The following is a 20,240-nucleotide window of genomic DNA, read 5'->3' as shown; positions in this document are numbered from 1 at the left end:
TGATGACAGAGCATGAGCAGCGACCACCGGAAATGAAACGGCATGAACAGGCGAACAGTGGATGGGCGAAATCGCGAAGATCACTTTGGTGGGGTGCAGGGCTTCTCGTTGTGCTGATTGTGGCAGCTATTGTGTGGTGGAAGCCTTGGCAATCGAGTGGTGCGGTACTTACGGCAGATGCGGCAGCACAATCGGTGTTGGATCAATATCCGGGAGAGATTGTGAATTCCACGTTGAAAGACGGAACATATATCATGCAGCTCCGTTCGGAGACCGGACTGTATGACGTGCAGGTGGATGCCGTCACGGCTACCGTGAATTCCATCAAACGGCTGGAGACCAACCCGCAAGCGGAAGAGAAGACGTTATGGAGCCGCGAACAGATCAAGACGGCGTTGTTAAAACAACAAACAGATGACCAACTGGTCTCGCTAGAACTTGTGGAGCAGCAAGGCAGTCCGGTATACACCGCGGTAGTAAAGGCTAAAGATAACAGCCGTGAAGAACTCACGATTGATCCATATACCGGAGAGACGATATCCTCCAAACCAATAGCAGCGCCGACAACTGAGCCCACAAAGGAAGATCCCAAACCTCAGTTTCTGAGCGAAAAGCAAGCGAAGCAGAAGGCACTTGCGGAGGTCCCTGGGGAAGTGGATGACATCGAGCTGCGTGGAACCAACAGCGGGAATCCGTATTATCTGGTTGAAATTGATCTGGAGGATGGCCGGGAGGCCATTGTGCAGGTGAATGCCATCTCGGGAGCGATTCGTTCCGTGACTTGGGATGAGGACGATGATTAACATTTGTACAGGAATCCATTGAATATAGAGTTACACCTTGTTGGATAGATGATTCCTAATGTAGGGGTCATCTTTTTCTTTTCTTTTAGATTACATACATAATGAACACTTATTAACGAGCAATCTCCTCATTTTCTCATCAAATTCTAATCTAACTCTCGCTGATCTCTCATTCCTGCAGGTTATTCTATAAATGTAGACGAGAACGAAAACAACAAACGAGGAGATGAATGATGATGATGAACAAACATAAACTTTGGATTGGTAGCTTGTCAGCAGCGGTATTACTTGGTGGATCAGCCGTAGCGGCTAGTGGGAATGTGAACGGACAATCGGTGCAAACTACACCTACGTCAACAACACAATCTGCAACACAGAACCAGAACAGCACAGGTAAAATGCTGAATGCATCCCAAGCAAAAGCGCTGGCGTTGAAAGCAGCCGATGGTAAAGTGGATGACGTGGACCTGGAGCGCAGAAACGGCCAAACGTTTTATGAAATTGAGATCGACAGAAAAGGAACCAATGATGTGGTTGTTCGTCTGGATGCTTACACAGGCAAAATCCTCGCAGTCGTGAATGATGAAGACTACGATGAAGACGACGATTATAAAGGTAATGTGACAGGCAACACATCTAACACCTCTGCTTCCAAGCAGGTCAAATTGACGGCATCCCAAGCTTCAAATATTGCGTTGAAACAAGTTACGGGTGGTAAAGTAACCAAAGTCGAGCTGGATCATGATGATGGTCGCTATGTCTATGAGATCGAGCTGAGAACCGCTCAAGGTGAAGCAGATGTAGATATCGATGCCAACACAGGCAAAGTGCTATCGTTCGACCAAGATTTTGACGACGAAGATTAAGCAATAAGGGCGAGTATACGCCGATAAAACATCATATAACAAACCTACCCATGAAAAGTCGCACACAGCAAGCGATACTCACATCATGGAGGACAGGGCAGGTATAGCAGGGGACGCTTCGGGGGAAGCGTCTTTTTGTTGTCGATGGAGAGAGCGGAGTATAAAATTGTCCATCTTCCGCCGGATTGTTCACTATGCGAGCAGGAACGTGGCGGATACAATCGGAATCAGGAGGTGAATGCCCAGCCAGTTTTGCCAAGAATTCTAATGCTAAAATGCATCATCGATCGGAGGCAGATGAGACATATCGGTTTTATTTTATGTAAGCGCTTCACAAAAAAACATGGAGGTGCATTACGATATGGCTATGAACGATGGATGGTTGAAAAAGAATACACATTCCCGTCGCTTTACCCGCCGCTTAAGTTATTTGCTTGTGTTGGTTTTGGCGCTGCAATCATTAGGTATGCTACTCGCACCCGGACCGAATGCTTCAGCTGCTCCGCTCAGTGTAACGAACGGGGTGCAGTTCAAGGATACCAATGGCAATGTCGTTCATGCCCATGGGGGCGGTATGATCAAGGCGAATGGGTATTATTACTGGTTTGGGGAGAACCGCAATCCGAATGGAACGTTTAAGGCGGTATCCGTGTATCGTTCATCGGATCTGAAGAACTGGGAGTATCGCAATGATGTGCTGACCAGCAGTTCGGCGGCCGAGCTCAATATCTCCAACATCGAACGCCCGAAGGTCATCTATAACAGTTGAACTGGCAAATATGTGTTGTGGGTGCACAAGGAGAATGGTCTGGATTATGGCGAGGCCCGAGTGGCCGTAGCTACTTCGAATACGGTTGACGGCAACTACACGTATGTGGGCAGCTATCGTCCGCTTGGGTATGATTCCAGAGATATGACGGTGTACAACGATAACGGAACGGCTTATCTAATCTCCGCTACGCGAGTGAATGCAGATCTGAATATATATAAGCTGACCCCTGATTTCCTGGGTGTGGAATCCCTAGTCACAACGCTGTGGCCCGGACAATATCGTGAAGCACCTGCCCTATTCAAAAAAGACGGCGTCTACTTCCTGATCACCTCGGGTGCGACCGGCTGGAATCCGAATCAGGCCAAATATGCCACAGCCTCCAGCATTACAGGCACATGGAGCGGCCTCAGCAACTTTGGAGACAGTACAACGTATGGTTCGCAATCCACCTATGTCGTTCCAGTAGAAGGTTCACAGACCACATCTTATCTCTACATGGGTGATCGCTGGGCTGGAGCGTGGAGCGGGCCTGTGCAGGATTCCAAGTATGTCTGGTTGCCGCTTTCGTTCCCGAGTGCAACCAGTCTGGCGATGAACTGGGCCAGCAGTATTACGATTGATACAGCCACAGGTACTGTGACCGGAGTGAGTACACCGGATGTATGGGACCAGAATGCTTCATATCAGCTGATTAGCCGTAAAAGTAACAAGTTGCTAAATGTCATCGGGGGTTCTTCCGCCAACGGTGCGGATCTAGAGCAGCGAGTAGATGGGGGGACAACAAGCCAACAATGGCAGATTACCGATGCGGGTGGCGGCTATGTCAAAATCATCAACCGTTCCAGTGGCAAGCTGATCGGTGTAGAGAATGGTTCCACGACCGATGGGGCTGTCATTGAACAGTGGAATGATGGTGGTTGGGCCAGCCAGCAGTGGCAGCTCGTCAGTGTAGGCGGTGGTTATTATAAACTGAAGAACCGCAGTACAGGCAAGGTGTTAGACATTTCCAGTCAATCCCTGGCAGATGGGGCTGCGGCCATCCAGTGGACGGATAATGGCGGTACGAATCAGCATTTTCAGATTGTTAAGGTGCAATAAGACTTTTAGATATTAGATAATAAGGTTCAACATAAAGTGGAAGCCCTTGTCTCTTACCATAAGGTGGGACAGGGGCTTTGTGATGTGTTCACGCTTGTTACGTGATGCTCTTACTCGCAGGGGATATGTAGATGTTGGATCATATCGTGGCCTATTCCTGATCATTACCATCCCAATCTGTGGTAAACTAGTAGAATTGTAGAAAAAGATAGAGACAGGAGCTGGATAACGAAGTGAATGAACAACAAGTGCTATCCATTGAAAGCTTGCGTATGAGATACAACGGACGTTATGTCCTGAATGGCATCGATCTGGAAGTGAATCGCGGTGAGATGATTGGATATATTGGTCCAAACGGGGCTGGCAAAAGTACAACGGTTAAGATTTTACTCGGGCTGGTTGAAGGATATGTAGGCACGGTGCGAATCTTTGGTAAAGATATTGCGGATGGGGATGTAGAGTATAAACGCAGAATCGGCTATGTTCCGGAGGTCGCGGAATTGTACGAACAATTAACGCCTGCGGAGTATCTGACCTTTACGGGAGAGTTGTACGGGATGTCCTATGAAGATGCGGATTACAAAGCCAAGCTGTTAATGGATTGTTTTGGAATGGAAAAATCATATCATTCCCGCATTGCCTCCTTTTCCAAAGGCATGCGTCAGAAAGTGCTGTTGATCTCTGCGCTGCTGCATGACCCGGATCTGTTGTTCCTGGATGAACCACTCAGCGGATTGGATGCCAATAGTGTGATGGTACTGAAAGAGATTTTGTCGCAGTTATCGGCCAAAGGCACAACCATCTTCTATTCATCCCACATCATGGATGTGGTGGAGAAGATCAGCAGTCGAATTGTACTGATCGCTGAAGGACGCGTGGTGGCGGACGGAACGTTCAAGCAGCTCCAACAGCAGTCCACGGAAGGTTCATTGACATTGGAGGAAGTATTCAATCAATTGACGGGCTTTAATGAGCATAAAGCCATTGCTGAGCGCTTTGTATCCATTGTGCAGGAGGTGTACTGATATGGAGGAATCCTCCGACTTCCGCACACTCAAGATTCTGGATCGCTTTCGTCCGCTCATCGCTAGAACAGGGGCGGATTATGATGTGCTGCGCCTGATTCTACGAGTGAAATTCCAGATGGATCAACGCAGAGTACCTACCATTTTGTCCAACAATTCAGGGAAAAAAGAGCGCAAGGAAGGTAATCAGTTTCTTCGTTCCCTGTGGTTGTATGGATTAATGGGACTGATGATGGTTCCCTTCATCGTCTGGGATACGGGGCATTTCATGCTTCAGATGGGTCTTGTGTTTGGCATCTTAATGTTTATGATCATGACGTCCATGATCTCGGATTTTTCCTCCGTACTGCTGGACATTCGGGATCGTAATATTATTATGACCAAGCCTGTTAATGGGCGAACGGTAGGTATGGCCCGAGCCATCCATGCAGGCGTTTATCTGCTATTGCTGACGGGTTCATTAACCGGTATACCGCTAATTGCCGCGTTGGTGACGCATGGGATCGGATTCTTTCTGATTTTCCTTGTAGAACTGATTCTAATCAATATGCTGATTTTGGTGACAACGTCCCTGATCTATCTGTTCATGATGAGGTTTCTGGATGGAGAGAAGCTGAAGGATATGATCAACATGGTGCAGATTCTGCTCTCGGTGGGGATTGCAATCGGTTATCAGCTGGTCATCCGTTCGTTCAGCATCATTGACTTTGGTATGGTATTTACACCGGCTTGGTGGCAGTTGCTGTTGCCTCCGTTATGGTATGCGGCGGCATATGAATGGTTATTTGCAGGGGGCGGTAATGTGTGGATCTATACGTTCACAGCATTGGCAGTCCTGGTTCCGGTGGTGAGTATGATCGTTTATGTGAAGCTTATGCCTTCCTTTGAATTGTATTTGGAGAAAATGGCACATTCGGGTCAGTCCTCTGGACGCAGACGCGGAAGATGGGATCGGTTGATCTCCAAGGTGGTCAGTCGTTCCAGAGAGGAACAAGCTTGCTTCCGTCTGTCAGCCAGCATGATGCGTAATGAACGGGAATTCAAGCTGAAGGTGTATCCATCGCTTGGTTTATCCTTTGTCTTACCTTATGTATTTTGGTTTACCGAATTGCAATCTTCTACCTGGGCGGAATTTAGGCAAAGTTCGTTTGTATACACCTTTTATATCGTGCTGATGCTGGTTGTAACGGTTGTGGTCATGCTGAAATTTTCGGGACAATATAAGGCGTTTTGGACCTTTCGCGCTGCACCGATGGCAAATGATAGCGCGTTATACAAAGGCGCTCTGAAGGCATTCTTGTGCAACATGTTCCTGCCTATATTTCTGGCGAATGCCGTTCTGTTTACCTGGACATTCGGATCACGAATACTGCCGGATATCGCGATAATTTTGTTGACGGCGACCGCTCTTGTCCCACTGGCAGGCAAATTGTTGCTGCGTAAGCCGCCGTTCTCCCAATCCTTCAGTGTAGCGCAGCAAAGTGATGGCTGGTATGTATTTGCCGCCCTCCCTGTGCTTGCCATGCTATGGGGAGTCCATGTCTTTTTCCGCTCGGTATCGGGGGGCGTATGGATCTATGGTGCGCTACTGATCGTAGCGAATGTGTTGCTATGGACGCTGCTGTATCGGGAGAAGAAGGTACCGGGTAAGAGGTCGGTTGCAGTTTAAGAAGTTGCAATAGAATAAAAGAGTAAAAGAAAGAAATGAGGAACGAACAAGAGAGCGAATGCAATGAGAGCGATAGTTACAAGAAAACTCAATGTAATCCGTGCAGAGAACGATTGGAACAGGTGTGTCTAAGGGTCAACGTTCTAGAGAAGTAAGAGATTAGAGTACGCTGCATCAGAGAAGCATGAATTAGACACCGAGAATGATGAATAAAGAGCCAAAGAATCAAAGTACCAAGAACAAGAACAAGAACCAAAGCGATAAGGGATTAGAAAGTAGAAGGACGACGTGATAAGAGTCCAGAAGAGTTAAGAGTGCTAAGAAGGGCTAAAAAGAGCTAAAAAGAGTTAAAAAAAGAGCTAACCGGGACATTTATGTCTAGGTTAGCTCTTTTTGATAGAGATACTTCAGCAGAGATCTCCTTGTCCGCAGCGCGAACGAACCTGAGACAACCTATTCAGGGTAAAAATCTGAAAAATAAATTCTAACGAACCTCAGGAACGCTATCCTTCGAAAAAGTAGCTATTTAGCTTGAAAAAGGACCAATCCAGGCACAATAACGTGTCTGAGACTCGTTAGATATTAGAATCATGCTAAAAGGGGCTAATAACGTGTATCAGGTTCGTTAGCATGGAGGAAGCAGTGAGGCTCTCTTTCAGCACGTCGGAATATCGAAATCCAGCGAAGCCCATGATAAGTTCCAGATATGCTATAGCTTTTAACGTTAGAGGGTGGGGAATGTGTTGGTGGTATGATTATACTTAGATGGCAGGGTGGGACACATTATTTTTTATTGGCCTGATCGGAGGATGGATTCCGCAAGCCGATCGGCTGCATCGGCTGTGGAGATCGCAGATTGCGTAGCTTCTGCGTATACCTTGCTTAGCGTGCCTGCAATCCCCGCCACCTTTTGGCGGATCAGGTCAGGCCCGGCGCCTTCCAGCTCGTAGGCGGTGGAGATGATTCCGCCTGCGTTGAGCACATAATCAGGCGCGTACAGGATGCCGCGCGCCTGCATGCGGCCTGCAACCAGCTGTCGTTCACTCAGCTGGTTGTTGGCCGCCCCGGCAACGATGGAGCAGCGCAGCTCCTCCACCGTTGCCGGGGTCAGTACGCCCCCTAGGGCACAGGGGGCGAACACCTTGCAATCAGCGGCGTGAATATGGGCCGGATCGGCCGAGATGGCGCCGCTGAACTGCACAAGGGCACGTTGTACACGCTCCGGTACAACGTCTGCCACAATCAGCCGTGCCCCGGCTGCATGCAGGTAACGGCACAGGGCATACCCGACCTTGCCCAGTCCCTGGACAGCAACGGGAATGCCCTGCAAAGATGCAATGCCTTGCTGGCGCAGCGAGGTCACAATGCCGATGTGTACGCCATAGGCGGTCATCTCGGCAGTGAAGTCATCCTGCGCCCCAAGCGAACCCGTGGTGTCCGTCACATGTGCGGTCTCCAGTCGGATCTGGTCCATGTCTGTCGCCGTGGTACCCAGATCTAGACCGGTCACGTACCGTCCGTTCAGCCGCTCCAGACAACGGCCCAGTGCGCGAAAGCGCTGCGCCCGCTTGGATACGTCCGTATCCAGACTTTTATCTTGTGGATGCGTCATCTCATCAGCGACGATTTCCCGTTCTGTGACAGCGCTCTTTTGCTGCTCTACCCCTAGATATCCAGCGACCTGCTCACCACTAACAGACCCGAAACTACCATCATCCGGTGCCGCATCTTTCACAAAAGGCTCATTCCATATGACCGCTTTCCCGCCACCATACGGCAGTCCGGAGATTGCATTTTTGTACGTCATGCCTTTGGCAAGTTTCACGGCATCCCGAACGGCCTCTTCCTCGGACACATACGTCCAGTAGCGGCATCCGCCCAGCGCAGGTCCAAGGGCCGTGCTGTGAATGGCAATGACTGCCCTCAATCCACTATCTGCATCATGGCAAAAAATGAGTTCCTCCATGCCTTCCCGCTCCATCTCCTGCCATAGCTGCATGACGGTACCCCCTTTTTGTTTTGACCCATCCATCCTGGTTCTGACCCGTTATCCTGTGGCGATCGTGCTCGGCTTAATGATGATACAGCATATTCACAGACCCCTGTTTTCGACCCTGGGACCTCCGCCGGGTTGATAATCGGTACAAACGGTTCTATAATGGCAGTTCCGGCATGCCGAAGAGCAGAAAATGCCTACGGATTTACATCCAACCGTTTAGAATGAGGGTATAACGTCCAATGATGGAGATAGAGCGAACGTACAGGAAGTATAGATGAAACGAAATCGTCGAGTATATGCAGCAAAGGGCCGATTCCGTTGTGAGGGCCAGGAAAGAGGGATTACGATTGTTTAAAATATTGGTATTTATCTTTTTGATCCAGATTGTGTACGTATCGGCTTATACACTCCGGATGATTCTGACACTCAAAGGACAGAAATATATCGCCGCACTGATCAGCATGGGTGAGATTGTGATCTATGTGCTTGGTCTTAATCTGGTGCTCAAATATCTGACTCAGCCTTCTGCCTTAATCGTATACGCGGTGGGTTACGGACTTGGTGTGTTGCTCGGAGCCTGGATTGAAGAAAAGATTGCACTCGGTTACGTTACCGTTAAAGTCATCTGTAACCAGATGGGCGGCAATGTTGCGAATGCCCTACGGGATAAAGGGTATGGTGTTACCGCTTGGGTCGGCAGTGGACGTGATGGAGATCGGCTCGTCATGGAGATTCTGGCAAAACGTAAAAACCAGAAATTGCTCTATCAGACGATTCTCGATCTGGACCCCAAAGCATTTGTCATTACCGTAGAGCCCAAACAGTTCCATGGCGGCTTCTGGACACGTTCCATCAAAAAGTAAAATCGAGCAGGTCTGCGGCAGATGCAGTCCTGCTTTTTTGGTTTCATCCCATCTGACATTTTCTTGTTGCCGTGATATATCCCTGAAACCTTACTTCCCAAGTTAACTCCGTACGATTCAAGGTTAGTTACAGTACAAATCCTTGCGACATCGGCATTTCCTTCCTGAATGTGAGATAGGGATTATTGTTGTAATCGCTTACAACATTTACATTGAGAACATGTCCTTCGTAACATGGTATGGCAGCGATGGACGAATGTAATCATCATATTTCGGGAGGAATGAATTCCATGAAAACTACATTTCGAAGCTGGTGCAGCGCAGCCTTGGCTCTAACATTGGGGCTAACATTATTGTCCGGACCGGCAAGTGTGCAGGCAGCGGGCAACGCAGACTACAATCTCACAGGCTTCTCCCAAGGTAACGCGGGTGGCGGCATCGTTAGCGAATCGAACACAGCCACGTATAAGAAAGTGTATAATGCGACTGATCTGGCACTGGCTCTGAAAAAGAACTCCGGCGTCAAAGTCGTTGAGATCATGAACGATCTGAATCTGGGATGGAATGAAATTCCGAGCGCAGCGCAGACTTCTCCTTTTGCCAAGCATAATGATGCGCTGACGCATCCCGTATTGAAACAGACCGGTGTCAGCAAGCTCACGATTGACGGTTTCAATGGACTCACAATTTTCTCCGCCAATGGCTCCAAGATCAAACACGCTGCGATCAGCGTGAAACGAAGCTCGAATGTCATCATCCGTAACCTGGAATTTGATGAGTTATGGGAGTGGGATGAATCCACCAAAGGCGATTACGACAAGAACGATTGGGATTACATTACCCTGGAGGAGAATAGCAACGTATGGATTGATCACTGCACATTCAATAAAGCCTATGACGGACTCGTCGATTCGAAAAAAGGAACCAGCGGCGTGACCATCTCCTGGTCCCTCTTCAAAGGGGATGACGGCAGCTCGAACAGCTGGGTTACCCAGCAGATTAACGAATTGGAAGCAAATAAGGCTTCCTATCCCATGTACAACTACCTGCGTAGCAGTGCTGTAGGTCTCAGCAAAGCCGATATTATCGCGATCTCTGGACCGCAAAAGAAAGGACATCTGGTTGGTTCGACCAGCTTGGAGTCGGCTAATGCCAACCTGTCCATGACGCTGCACCATAACTTGTACAAAGATATTCAGGACCGGATGCCACGCCTTCGTGGAGGAAACGCACATGCGTATAACATCGTGATGGATTCGACAGGTGCACGTGCGGCTAAAGCCAAAATTACAACGGCGATGGCAACAGCGATTGCATCCAAAGGCTATAAGTTCGATATTATTGGTAACGGGGCAATCTCTACGGAGAGCGGGGCCGTCTTGGTTGAGAAATCAGTCATTAAGGACGTGCTGTACCCTGTTCGCAACAATCAGACCGATCCGGCAGATCCAACGTATACCGGCAAAATCAGAGTGAGCGATACCATGTATTCTTTGGATGGCAGCTCATTCCGTGGAAGCAGTGATACGTCTGGCAGCCCGTTGGCGCCAATCCCGGCCGTGGTAAAATCGTTTTCCTGGAACGGCTTCTCGACACTTCCTTACAGCTATACCACAGATGATCCATCCACGCTGAATGCACGCCTCACAGCTTCCAATGGCGCGGGTTCGGGTAAACTGACTTGGTCCAAGGACAATTGGTTGAAGACAAGTTATTGATATCAGAGTAACCTGTTGCTTTTTCATTCTTCAAACAAGGAAAAGAGTGCTCCTGCAGCTACGATAGCCGGGGGTGCTCTTTTTATATAATTTAGCTCCATATACAGTTTGGTGGCCGTTTGAAAAGTGACTCCTTGTTAGGGGGGAACATCTCCATCTACTGCATGTGTTGGTCTTCCGGGTAAACGTTGTAAATTGATATTTATCTTCATTCCCTTTGTGAGTAATTTATGACAAATTAACCATTTATACAGGTAATCCTTGTAATTTTACTTACCGGTAAATATAATTGCTAGAATTGACCAATAAGGATGGTGAAGCAGCTTGGATGTATGGATATACTCCGCACTTACTCTTGTTTATTTAATACTTGTTGTTCGGATGGCCGTCGATTTGACCCAAAGGAAGCAATGGCTCGCGTATTCCAGTTTTCAGCTATTGGTAGCGTTCAGTTTGGCATATGACAATGGAATTATTGCTCTAGGTAAGTTGATAGGGGAAGGGGAATTGTTAATCGTTCTTAGTAACCTTCGATTTTGGTTACATGCCTTCGCTACCCCTACCCTTGTTCTTGTTAGCTATCATATTTTGCGTAGTTCAGGTGCCAAGTTTGCAAATAGAAGTATAACGAGTGTGGCAGCATGGCTGATCACATTAGGTCTGGTTATCTACCAGATTGTAGGCTTTACTTTATCCGAGGTTAAAAATCTCAAGGTTATAGAAGAGTATGGAGTACTGAGATATATGGCAGAAGGTCATGGAGGTCCGCCGATGATGGTGATCATCGTTGGGATTGTGCTGTTACTTGTTAGCCTGATCGTTCTTTTCAAACATAAATGGGTATGGCTGTTTGTTGGAACTGCGTTGTTGTTTGTAGGGCAGTTAATCTCCCTGCCAGTGGAAACCGGAACATTAACCAATGTGTATGAGCTGATCCTCATTCTCTCAATTTGGAGAACGACTACATTTTTGAGGGATTCAACAGATCGTCGCCGTCCTTAAGCCCCAATGCATCAGAAAAGACTGGCCAGTAAGATAGAGGCCAGTCATCTGTGTTCGTTTATTTAATTCTATAGTTCAGACATCCAAAGAATCTGATGAGGCAGACACAGCACTCACCGAGTCACGATAGATGATGTTGCCTTTCACGTGTACACGGCCGAAGCTGCGGTTCGGGTTGTCGACCTTTTTGAGCATCGACTGGACGGCCGTACGCGCCATCTGTTCCACATCCACTTCGACGGTTGTCAGCTTGGGATCGGAGAGCGTGGCATAGATATCATTATCAAAACCAACAACAGAGCATTGACCAGGCACCTGAATATCCATGGAAGTCAGTTTCTGAACGAGCAGATGAGCGACCTGATCACAGTTGCATACAAAGGCCGTTGGCAGTTGCTCCGGCAGATCAATCTCAATAAACGTACCCCGGTCATCCCGATCATTCAGAACCAGTTCTGGATTCATCGGCAACTGATGCTCCAGCAAGGATTTATAATACCCCAGGAATCGATCCTGGATGCTGCTCGTGGAATACAGGTTCCCCACATAAGCAATGTTACGGTGGCCCTGCTGAACCAGATAGTTCGTCAGCTCATAGGCAGCGTAAAAGTTATCGGTAACGACAGAATCGATATCCGAATGTTCATCGTAGAAGTCGAGGAACATTTTGGGAACTTCCATCGATCGCACCAGTTCAATATACTCTTTGCTGATCTGTCCGAGCACGATGAAACCATCGACCTTGTTGTCGCTGTACAGCTTGGGCAGTGTTAACTCTTCCTCATCCTCCACATTCAGAATGTGCAGAATACCATAGTAGCCCTGTTCCTCCAGATGTTTGGTGATGCGCTGGAACACGCGTACATAGAACGACTGCGTAGGTCCGGTAAAACGCTCCGGGATAATTACGCCAATATTATGGGTTAAGCCTTCCTTCATCGAACGGGCAGCGGCATTATACCGATAGCCCATTTCAACAGCAAGCACTTTAATTTTTTCCTTTAATTCGCCACTCACGCCATCTTTATCATTCAATGCTTTCGAGACGGTCACACTGCTGACCCCGAGCCTGTCGGCGATATCCCGCATGGTGATATTATTCTTCAGTATGGTCGCCTCCTTCAAGCCGGTATAGGCACAATGTGCTGTCATTATGATGAGCGCTTTCCTCCAACATAATAACAATCCATATCAGTATACATCGTTACCCACTTGGAATAAAGCAATTCTGGCTGTTGTTCGGCTAATTTTCAGCACAATGCAGGTTTCCCTGAGAGGACACTCTACCGATGTTATGTCAATTGTTTCTGTAAAAGCTTCTCATTCTGTTCAATCAGCTGACCCCGCTGGCTGGCACAGTCCAGGGAACGATACGGATCAGCTGGTGTATTGAACGTATAATCGACCAGTTTTTCCAATGTGGTTGTTGCCACATGACAGCGGGTATCACTGGATGCGTAATAGATAAAGACTTCTTCCTGCTCATTGACCACAGCACCGTTGCAGAAAATAACATTGGATACATCGCCTACACGCTCGTCGTCATAAGGGGCAATGAAGTGGCCGCCCGGCTTGGCGATAATACGCGCCGGATCATTCAGATCGGTGGCAAAGGTGTATAACACATAACGCAGGCCTGCCGCAGTGTTCCGAACTCCGTGAGCAATGTGAATCCAGCCACGGTCCGTCTTGAGTGGAGCAGGGCCTTGACCGTTTTTGACCTCATATACCGTATGATATTGCCGTTCATCAATAACCGTCTCTTCATGAATGACCGGGTTCAAGATATCCTCACACAGTCCGAAGGCGATTCCGCCGCCACTGCCTGTTGAGATGAATCCGTCCTGTGGACGGGTGTAGAAGGCATACTTTCCATCCACGAATTCCGGGTGCAATACGACATTGCGCTGTTGAGGGGAATTCGTTGTGATGTTGGGCAACCGTTCCCAGCTTATGAGATCGCGTGTACGAACCAGTCCTGCCTGTGCCACTGCGCTGGATGTATCAAATGCAGGAGCCTCTGGGTCTTTGCGTTCCGAGCAATAGATGCCATAGATCCAGCCATCTTCATGTTGAACGAGGCGCATATCATACTGATTGGTTTCATCCGCATCGATATCATCCCAGACCAATGGTTTACCCGTGAAACGGAACCCGTCGATACCATTGTCGCTCTCGGCGAGCGCAAAGATTGATTTACGATCTAATCCTTCGGTACGAATGACCATGACGTATTTGCCATTGAAATAGATGGCTCCTGGATTCAGCGTCGCGTTAATGCCCAGACGCTCCATAAAATGCGGGTTCGTCGCCTCATCCAGATCGAATCTCCAATGCAGCGGTACATGATGGCGAGTGATAACCGGATATTGGTATCGATCATATATGCCGTTGTAGAAGGAAGAATTGATCTCATTAGGGCGAGTAATCAACTGCTCCTGTTTCTCCAATAACTCCTTGTATTTCGGGTGTATCATTCTGATCCCATCCTCTCAATTAGTTCAATACAGAATCTGCTATTGTGATAAGGGCATTTCCACGGTCCGGCAATTTCGCTCTGGTCCGGTGTTCCGTTCCCATCAACCGACCAGTACCATTCCCCACCAGCGCGCTGATCAATGATGTTTTCTTTGGTATAGGTCCACAAGCGTTCCACTCTCTCCAGAAACAGTGGATCACCTGTACGCTGATATGCATTATAGAATCCGACCATCGCCTCCGCCTGAACCCACCAAATGCGCTTCTCATCGATATGTTCACCTTCTTGTTCATTAAGCAGGGAACCATCGGCAATCACGGCTACATTGGAGATGTTATAGGCGATATCTGTAACCATCGCCGCATACTCCGGGTGTTGTTCCATCCCCAAAACTTTCAGTGCTTCGTCAATCAGCCAGCTGGCTTCAATGTCATGTCCGAACGAGCGCAGGTCAATGATGGATTCCCACTGTTTGTTGAAAAATACCCCGAGAAACTTGGTGTCTTGGTCATACACCCGTTCATATAGAATTCCGAGCAGGCGTTCCAGCGCCGCCTTCACTTGTTGATCCGGCCACACGCGATAGAGCGTGGTGTAGGCCTCCAGCACATGGATATGCGTATTCATTGTGTAATCCGCAATCACCCCGTTTTCGCTCAGCATTTCATTGGGCTGTTCCTTCCAGGTGCGATCAAATTGTTCTTTGTACGCAGGTAATTCGGCATTAAGGCCTTTATCCTCGATTAGAGCAAAAAGCGTTTTCGCAAGTTCCAATGCAGAAGCATCCCCGGTAGCACGGTAGTACTCACTGAGTGAATACACGCCGAATGATTGCGTATACACATGTTTGCTCGTATCCAGTGCTTCACCTGTGTAATCTACCATCCAGTACATGCCGCCATATTCGGTATCCATCACATGGTCAGCGAGAAAACGATAGGCGTGCTCTGCGTGATCGCGCCATCTTTCGTTTCCGGTAACCCGATACGCCGCTGCAAAAGACCATAATTGCCGTGCCGTGGCGATCCCGCCCTTAGGGGCCTGTGGATTTACTTGAAGATCATTACCGACCCAGCCGTAGAATCCACCGTGGGTTGTATCTTTAAGGTTGGACCAGAAGGGTAAAATCTGCTTCTCCCAATGCGTCTTAATCTCAGATTGAAGTTCGGTTGTTTTTGTATTCATAAGTGAGCACTCCTTCAGAATGTTACATCAATCTCATTTAGTTAAGTTAACGGTAACTTTATTAAACAATATTAGTGCTCTGAAAAACAGATGTCAACGAAATGCATCGCAATTTTTCTTGTTAAGTTATAAATAATTTAATTGACAGGTAAGCGTTACCATAATAGAATTCATTTTGTAACCTTAACGATAACTTAATTAACTTAAGAGAGGGGTCGAAACAATTGAGAAAAAACAAAGGTTGGATGATGTTGCTGACGATGCTACTCATCACTTCACTACTTGCTGCATGTTCATCCGGAGGTGGATCTTCGCAGGCAGGGGAGGAGATCAGTACAGATCCGGCAGATATCAAGGGCGAAATTACCGTCCTTACCCAACGTACAGATATTGTTGATACCGTATTCAAAGATTACGCTGCTGAGTTCAATAAGGAATACCCGGATGTCAAAGTGAACTTCCAGGCACTGGCCGACTATGAAGGACAAGTGAAAATCCGTATGAGCACCAAGGATTACGGTGACGTCCTGATGATCCCGACCAGCGTTCCGATCGCGGATATCCCGGACTTTTTCGAGCCGCTTGGCACGTACGATGAATTGAAAGACAAATACACCGCCATTGAAGAACGTATGGTGGATGGCCAGGTATATGGTATCCCTACGGTCATCACGTTCTCCGGCATTATTTATAACAAACAGGTCTTCAAAGACGCAGGCATTACCGAATTGCCAAAAACACCGGGGCAATTCCAGGCTGCGCTTCAATTGGTCAAAGACAATACTGACGCAGTTCCACTCTACACCAACTATGCATCCGGCTGGGCTCTCACCCAATGGGAATCGGATCTGCCAACCGTTGCAGGCAGCGTGGACTACGTGAACGTGGACCAACCGAATACAGATGAAAACTTTGTGCCTGGTCAGCCGCACTATGAACTGTACAAAGTGCTCTATGATGCAGCCAAGAACGGTCTAATCGAGAAAGATCCAACGACAACCGACTGGGAAAGCTCCAAGGCTGATCTTGCCAAAGGCAAAATTGCCACGATGGCACTTGGTTCTTGGGCGATTACACAGATCCAGGGTATGACGGATACACCGGACGACATCGGATTCCTTCCTTTCCCTACGAATGCAAGTGAGGTTGTGGTTCCGCTCTCCGCGGACTATAACATCGGCATGAACGTGAACAGTGAAAACAAACCTGCTGCGAAAGCCTGGATTGACTGGTTCTTGGCGAAGTCGAACTACGCAGTTGAACAAGGCGGCGGTATGGATGCAGACAAGAATGCTGAATTGCCACCCATTTTGGATCAATATAAAGACGTTCAATTCTCCACACTTACACCTGCCAAAGAAGGTCAGGAAGGTCTCGTTGATAAGATCGATAACGAAGGTGAAATCGGCCTCTGGCAGCCTGACTTCAAGAAACGCATTATCGAAGCGGGTATCGGTAACCGCAAGGAATCGTATGACGACATCATGAAGGACCTGAACGACAAGTGGGTCAAAGCACGGGCAGAACTCACGAAATAATGAGAATAACGTGAGTGGATCAGGCGATGAATGGACTGCGGGGAATAGGAATCCATTTATGAGTGGAGTATGGAGCATGTGGGATTTGAAAGCGGGATGCCCATGCTCTTCCCCTGGCAGTTATTCCGCAGGAATTCCATTGGACGGGAGTCTTTCGATATATAGGCGGGTGAACCGCTTGGAGGTGTGGAGAGCATGAAGTACTTAAAGGTTTCGAATTGGGGCTACTCAGCGCAACGCATATTTATCATCTGTGCCTTCTCAATTATTCCGCTGGCGTTGCTGTTCACGTTTGCATACTTACCGGTCATCAATATGTTCAAATACAGTTTCACCGATTGGAACGGATACAGCAAAAGGTTCGATTATGTTGGGTTTGAGAACTATACGCGCATCTTTAGTGATCCCGAATACTTCAAAGTATTCATTGTCAGCTTGTACTACTTTGTGGCTACGTTCGTACAGATGGGCTTGGCGCTCTACTTTGCCACGATTCTGAGTTTCAAAGTCCGAGGCAAAAACTTCTTCAAAGGCATATTGTTCTTCCCTTATTTGCTGAATGGTGTAGCCATCGGTTTTATCTTCCTCTTTTTCTTCAAACCGGACGGTACACTCGATATGCTCATGCATGCTGTAGGACTAGGACAGTACACGCAGCTCTGGCTCGGTAATCCGAATATTATCAATGTGTCTCTTGCAGGTGCATCGGTATGGAGATACATGGGCTTCAACTTTATCATTTTCCTGGGTGCGATCTCCTCCATTCCGAAGGATGTATATGAAGCATCGGATATTGACGGGGCCAACCGCTGGCAGCAATTCCGCCATATCATTTTGCCGAGTATAACGCGTATCCTGCAGCTTAACCTGATCTTGGCCATTAGCGGCGCAATTAGTGCGTTCGATATTCCATATATCATGACCGATGGTTCCAACGGCAGTATGACATTTGTCATCCAAACGGTTCACTTGGCATTTAAATATGGCAAGCTGGGACTGGCATCCGCCATGGCTGTGGTGCTGCTCATGATCGTTATTCTTGTTACGCTCGTGCAGCGCGTCACCATGAAAGGGGAGGAATAAACGTGACAAAATTCAAATACACCCTTGCGAGCGTGGTTAAATATGCTTCCCTTATTCTTGCAGCGTTTATTGCACTGTTACCGATCGTGGTCATCCTGTTTGCATCACTCAAAACGAATGCGGAATACGCCACCAGCAGCCCGCTTGCTCCACCAGCCAACTGGCTGAACTTTGCGAACTACGCGAAGGCCTTTGTGGATGGCAACATGCTGGTCGGTTTCAAAAATACAATTATTATTCTGGTCATCTCCATTATAGGGGCGACCTTAACCGGTTCCATGATCGCATATGTACTGGATCGGTTCAAATTCAAAGGCAAGAAAATTATGGTCGCGGCATTTCTGCTCGCTACCCTGATTCCAAGTGTTACGACGCAGGTCGCCACATTCCAGATCATCAACGCGCTCGACCTGTTTAACACACGCTGGGCGGCCATCGTGATGTACCTGGGTACAGATATCATCGCGGTTTATATTTTCCTGCAGTTCCTTGGCTCCATCTCAAGTGCACTGGATGAATCCGCCATGCTGGACGGCGCTTCGTACTTCACGATCTACTGGAAAATCATTCTTCCACTGCTGAAACCGGCCATTGTAACGGTCATTATCGTGAAGGGCGTGAACATCTATAACGACTTCTACACACCGTTCCTGTACATGCCGAAGACCGATCTACAGGTCATATCCACCGCCTTGTTCAAATTCAAGGGACCGTTCGGATCGCAGTGGGAAGTCATCAGCGCCGGCATCATGATCGCCATTATTCCAACCATGATCATCTTCCTGTTGTTACAGAAGTACATCTACAACGGCTTCGCGCAAGGTTCTGTTAAATAAAAAACGAGAGGCTATATGAAATGCATGTGAGAATGCACAGGAACGAAGAGGACAGAAAAAAGCTGGAGAAACGGAGTGGTCGCATTTATAACCGGATTTTCCCCTTTTATAAGGGAATCAAAAAAATCTGGGGATAACGGCGATCGGAAGGTTGTTCTGTCATCAAAGTGGTCTAGTGCAATTTTAATTATTCATTTCATAAAGCCTAACCGAAGGGAGAAATGAAAAATGTCAGTTGCTGAAACGAAAAACGTACACATTGTTGGGGATGCTTTGCCGAATATGCCGTGGGAAGCCAAACCGGAGGGAGTAGAAGGGCCGGTATGGAGACACTCGGCGAACCCTGTGGTTCCGCGTAACCCGGTCAAAGGCGTTGCCCGTATTTTCAACAGTGCCGTCATTCCCTATGAAGGAAAGTTCATTGGGGTGTTCCGCGCCGAAACCGTTAATGGCCGTCCGCATCTGCACATGGGTGCAAGCGAAGATGGTCTGGAGTGGACAATTGAAGAGGAACGCATTGCATTTGTAGATGAAAATGGCGATCCGTTCATGCCGAACTATGCGTATGACCCGCGTCTGGTCAAAGTCGAGGATACGTATTACATCATCTGGTGTACCGATTTCTACGGCGCAGCATTGGGACTGGCGAAGACGGATGATTTCAAAACATTTGTCCGTCTCGAAAATCCAATGCTGCCGTTCAACCGTAATGGCGTGTTGTTCCCGCGCAAAATCAACGATAACTATGTGATGTTGTCCAGACCGAGTGACAGTGGACACACGCCATTCGGAGACATCTTCCTGAGTGAAAGCCCGGATCTCGTGTACTGGGGTAAGCACCGTCATGTGATGAGTAAAGGCGGCCAAGGCTGGTGGCAATCGGTCAAAATTGGCGGCGGACCCGCTCCGATCGAAACGTCCGAAGGCTGGCTGATGTTCTACCACGGCGTAACTGGAACCTGTAACGGTTTGGTGTATAGCATGGGGGCAGTTATTCTGGATCTGGATGAGCCGTCCAAAGTAAAATATCGTTCATCCAACTTTGTGCTGACACCGGAAAAATGGTACGAAGAGCAAGGCTTCGTTGATAACGTCATCTTCCCGTGTGCAACACTGCATGATGCCGATACCGGACGTATCGCCATCTATTACGGCGCTGCCGATACCTATGTGGGCGTGGCTTACACGACCATCGAAGAGATCGTGAACTATGTGATCGAGACCGATGAAGTCATCGCCGGAGATCACGAGGAAGGCAAGCTGTAATCGAAGTGAAACAAATTTTTGAAAATCTGAAATTTACA

At 48.0% G+C, this 20,240-nt stretch carries 15 protein-coding genes and 1 pseudogene; 12 read left to right on the top strand and 4 right to left on the bottom strand.

Annotated features, from left to right (window positions below):
• Nucleotides 1–2 precede the first annotated feature (2 nt).
• The 5 genes and pseudogenes from MKX75_RS27915 to MKX75_RS27895 all read left to right on the top strand — a co-directional run bounded on the left by MKX75_RS27915 (nt 3) and on the right by MKX75_RS27895 (nt 6,233).
• Nucleotides 3–803: a PepSY domain-containing protein gene (locus tag MKX75_RS27915; RefSeq protein WP_339167664.1), complete on the top strand. Its 801-nt coding sequence runs from the start codon at nt 3–5 to the stop codon at nt 801–803.
• A gap of 236 nt (nt 804–1,039) precedes the next feature.
• Nucleotides 1,040–1,669 (top strand): PepSY domain-containing protein, encoded by a 630-nt coding sequence (locus tag MKX75_RS27910; RefSeq protein WP_339167663.1) that lies wholly within the window; start codon nt 1,040–1,042, stop codon nt 1,667–1,669.
• Nucleotides 1,670–2,030: 361 nt separating this feature from the next.
• A pseudogene (locus MKX75_RS27905) lies at nt 2,031–3,539 on the top strand (RICIN domain-containing protein).
• Between the two features lie 233 nt (nt 3,540–3,772).
• Nucleotides 3,773–4,564: an ABC transporter ATP-binding protein gene (locus tag MKX75_RS27900; protein WP_339167662.1), complete on the top strand. Its 792-nt coding sequence runs from the start codon at nt 3,773–3,775 to the stop codon at nt 4,562–4,564.
• 1 nt (nt 4,565) lies between these two features.
• Nucleotides 4,566–6,233, top strand: coding sequence for a hypothetical protein (locus MKX75_RS27895; RefSeq protein ID WP_339167660.1), 1,668 nt, complete (start codon nt 4,566–4,568; stop codon nt 6,231–6,233).
• A gap of 790 nt (nt 6,234–7,023) precedes the next feature.
• On the opposite strand, the gene MKX75_RS27890 is transcribed toward MKX75_RS27895, so the two are convergent.
• Nucleotides 7,024–8,232, bottom strand: coding sequence for a Glu/Leu/Phe/Val dehydrogenase dimerization domain-containing protein (locus MKX75_RS27890; RefSeq protein ID WP_339167659.1), 1,209 nt, complete (start codon nt 8,230–8,232; stop codon nt 7,024–7,026).
• A 347-nt stretch (nt 8,233–8,579) separates the two neighbouring features.
• Between MKX75_RS27890 and MKX75_RS27885 the strand changes: the two genes are divergently transcribed.
• The 3 genes from MKX75_RS27885 (at nt 8,580) to MKX75_RS27875 (ending at nt 11,815) form a co-directional block, all read left to right on the top strand.
• Entirely contained in the window at nt 8,580–9,095 is a 516-nt protein-coding gene (locus MKX75_RS27885; RefSeq protein WP_062836740.1) for a DUF2179 domain-containing protein, read from the top strand.
• A gap of 290 nt (nt 9,096–9,385) precedes the next feature.
• Nucleotides 9,386–10,813 (top strand): hypothetical protein, encoded by a 1,428-nt coding sequence (locus MKX75_RS27880; RefSeq protein WP_076333807.1) that lies wholly within the window; start codon nt 9,386–9,388, stop codon nt 10,811–10,813.
• Nucleotides 10,814–11,137: 324 nt separating this feature from the next.
• Nucleotides 11,138–11,815 carry a hypothetical protein gene (locus MKX75_RS27875; RefSeq protein ID WP_076333806.1) on the top strand — a complete coding sequence of 226 codons (678 nt, stop codon included), beginning with the start codon at nt 11,138–11,140 and terminating at the stop codon, nt 11,813–11,815.
• Nucleotides 11,816–11,890: 75 nt separating this feature from the next.
• On the opposite strand, the gene MKX75_RS27870 is transcribed toward MKX75_RS27875, so the two are convergent.
• The 3 genes from MKX75_RS27870 to MKX75_RS27860 all read right to left on the bottom strand — a co-directional run bounded on the left by MKX75_RS27870 (nt 11,891) and on the right by MKX75_RS27860 (nt 15,479).
• Nucleotides 11,891–12,967: a substrate-binding domain-containing protein gene (locus MKX75_RS27870; protein ID WP_254847983.1), complete on the bottom strand. Its 1,077-nt coding sequence runs from the start codon at nt 12,965–12,967 to the stop codon at nt 11,891–11,893.
• 140 nt (nt 12,968–13,107) lie between these two features.
• Nucleotides 13,108–14,292: a glycosidase gene (locus MKX75_RS27865; RefSeq protein WP_339167658.1), complete on the bottom strand. Its 1,185-nt coding sequence runs from the start codon at nt 14,290–14,292 to the stop codon at nt 13,108–13,110.
• Nucleotides 14,289–15,479, bottom strand: coding sequence for an AGE family epimerase/isomerase (locus MKX75_RS27860; RefSeq protein WP_339167657.1), 1,191 nt, complete (start codon nt 15,477–15,479; stop codon nt 14,289–14,291). Before MKX75_RS27860 ends, MKX75_RS27865 begins: the two co-directional genes overlap by 4 nt.
• A gap of 224 nt (nt 15,480–15,703) precedes the next feature.
• Here MKX75_RS27860 and MKX75_RS27855 point away from each other — a divergent pair, with 224 nt between their 5' ends.
• The 4 genes from MKX75_RS27855 to MKX75_RS27840 all read left to right on the top strand — a co-directional run bounded on the left by MKX75_RS27855 (nt 15,704) and on the right by MKX75_RS27840 (nt 20,202).
• The gene (locus MKX75_RS27855; protein WP_339167656.1) at nt 15,704–17,017 is read left to right on the top strand and encodes an extracellular solute-binding protein; all 1,314 of its coding nucleotides are present in this window, start codon (nt 15,704–15,706) and stop codon (nt 17,015–17,017) included.
• A gap of 195 nt (nt 17,018–17,212) precedes the next feature.
• On the top strand, nt 17,213–18,100 hold the full coding sequence (locus MKX75_RS27850) for a sugar ABC transporter permease (protein WP_062836746.1): 888 nt from the start codon (nt 17,213–17,215) through the stop codon (nt 18,098–18,100).
• A gap of 2 nt (nt 18,101–18,102) precedes the next feature.
• Nucleotides 18,103–18,936, top strand: coding sequence for a carbohydrate ABC transporter permease (locus tag MKX75_RS27845; protein WP_062836747.1), 834 nt, complete (start codon nt 18,103–18,105; stop codon nt 18,934–18,936).
• Nucleotides 18,937–19,164: 228 nt separating this feature from the next.
• Nucleotides 19,165–20,202, top strand: coding sequence for a glycoside hydrolase family 130 protein (locus MKX75_RS27840; protein WP_339167655.1), 1,038 nt, complete (start codon nt 19,165–19,167; stop codon nt 20,200–20,202).
• Nucleotides 20,203–20,240: the final 38 nt, after the last annotated feature.

Source organism: Paenibacillus sp. FSL R5-0341 (assembly GCF_037975235.1).
Taxonomy (GTDB): Bacteria; Bacillota; Bacilli; order Paenibacillales; family Paenibacillaceae; genus Paenibacillus; species Paenibacillus amylolyticus_A.
Note: the sequence above shows the minus strand (reverse complement) of the source record. Positions and strands in the feature narration are given on the sequence as shown.

Excerpts from the sequence above, each read along its gene's own strand:
- MKX75_RS27865 (WP_339167658.1), bottom strand. The coding sequence starts at position 14,292 with ATGATACACCCGAAATACAAGGAGTTATTGGAGAAACAGGAGCAGTTG.
- MKX75_RS27915 (WP_339167664.1), top strand. The coding sequence starts at position 3 with ATGACAGAGCATGAGCAGCGACCACCGGAAATGAAACGGCATGAACAG.
- MKX75_RS27890 (WP_339167659.1), bottom strand. The coding sequence starts at position 8,232 with ATGCAGCTATGGCAGGAGATGGAGCGGGAAGGCATGGAGGAACTCATT.
- MKX75_RS27860 (WP_339167657.1), bottom strand. The coding sequence starts at position 15,479 with ATGAATACAAAAACAACCGAACTTCAATCTGAGATTAAGACGCATTGG.
- MKX75_RS27880 (WP_076333807.1), top strand. The coding sequence starts at position 9,386 with ATGAAAACTACATTTCGAAGCTGGTGCAGCGCAGCCTTGGCTCTAACA.
- MKX75_RS27895 (WP_339167660.1), top strand. The coding sequence starts at position 4,566 with ATGGAGGAATCCTCCGACTTCCGCACACTCAAGATTCTGGATCGCTTT.
- MKX75_RS27910 (WP_339167663.1), top strand. The coding sequence starts at position 1,040 with ATGATGAACAAACATAAACTTTGGATTGGTAGCTTGTCAGCAGCGGTA.
- MKX75_RS27850 (WP_062836746.1), top strand. The coding sequence starts at position 17,213 with ATGAAGTACTTAAAGGTTTCGAATTGGGGCTACTCAGCGCAACGCATA.
- MKX75_RS27840 (WP_339167655.1), top strand. The coding sequence starts at position 19,165 with ATGTCAGTTGCTGAAACGAAAAACGTACACATTGTTGGGGATGCTTTG.
- MKX75_RS27870 (WP_254847983.1), bottom strand. The coding sequence starts at position 12,967 with ATGACAGCACATTGTGCCTATACCGGCTTGAAGGAGGCGACCATACTG.